A 909-nucleotide genomic window follows, 5' to 3' on the forward strand; every position below is an offset into this window, starting at 1 on the left:
ATCAATATATTTTTATGATATTAACAGAGGCTGGCCACCCTGTCAACGGTTTTATAATAATTAAAGGACTGAGCCGGCCGCAATAGAATTAATAAAATTAATTACTTATTGCTTCTGGATGGGTGAGATTTGACTTTACCCTTTTAGGCAAGGAGGTTTTGTAACAGTTGACAGGTAAAAAGATGACTAACTTGATTCTTATACTAGTTTTAACTGTATTTCTGATCTCCTGTGGAATAGACGGCAAACCTGTCGGGGAACCGGATAGCCCTTCTGAGGCTCCTGAAGATACTGCGGTAATCAACCCAATCGAGCGCATTAATTTAGAGGAAGCTTTTTCGGTTTATGAAATGGGAGAAGCAGTTTTTCTCGATGTGCGCGACACAAGAGCATTTGATAGAAGTAGAATCCCCGGTTCAATTAATATTCCCCTGATTGAATTGGCCAACCGACTCGATGAACTTAACCCTGAGGATAAGTTCATAACCGTCTGAACGTGAACAGCTGAACAGAGCAGCGCCCGTGCGGCGCGCATACTGATTGATAATGGTTATTCTGAGGCAGCCGCTCTTTTAGGAGGGCTCGATGCCTGGATCGAAGCAGGCTACCCGGTGGAATCGGGAACTGATTGAAGAGATAACAAATGACACAGGAGAACCCTCCCCCTATGTCATCGTTCTCATCATTTATATCACTAGTACATCAGGCTCGGCAGGAACAGGACGATCTGGGGAAAGGCTGCAACAAGAATCGAAGCAATGATCAGGGTGATCCAGAAGGGCCACTGGGCAGCAAATACTTTCATTGATGGTATCTTGGTAATTGATGATGCTACCAGGCTGACAACTCCAACCGGAGGAGTAAGTAATCCGGTTAAAAGCATCATGATCGTCATTACCCCGAACCAAA

The 909-nt window shown here is 44.3% G+C and carries 2 protein-coding genes; one reads left to right on the forward strand and one right to left on the reverse strand.

Annotated features, from left to right (window positions below; genetic code table 11):
* Window positions 1-167 precede the first annotated feature (167 nt).
* Entirely contained in the window at window positions 168-494 is a 327-nt protein-coding gene (locus SCJ97_09770; GenBank protein MDW7740321.1) for a rhodanese-like domain-containing protein, read from the forward strand.
* 200 nt (window positions 495-694) lie between these two features.
* On the opposite strand, the gene SCJ97_09775 is transcribed toward SCJ97_09770, so the two are convergent.
* Window positions 695-909: TRAP transporter large permease subunit (locus SCJ97_09775; protein MDW7740322.1), on the reverse strand; the 215-nt coding region annotated here is incomplete at its 5' end.

The organism is Bacillota bacterium, assembly GCA_033549065.1.
Lineage (GTDB): Bacteria > Bacillota > Dethiobacteria > DTU022 > DTU022 > JAWSUE01.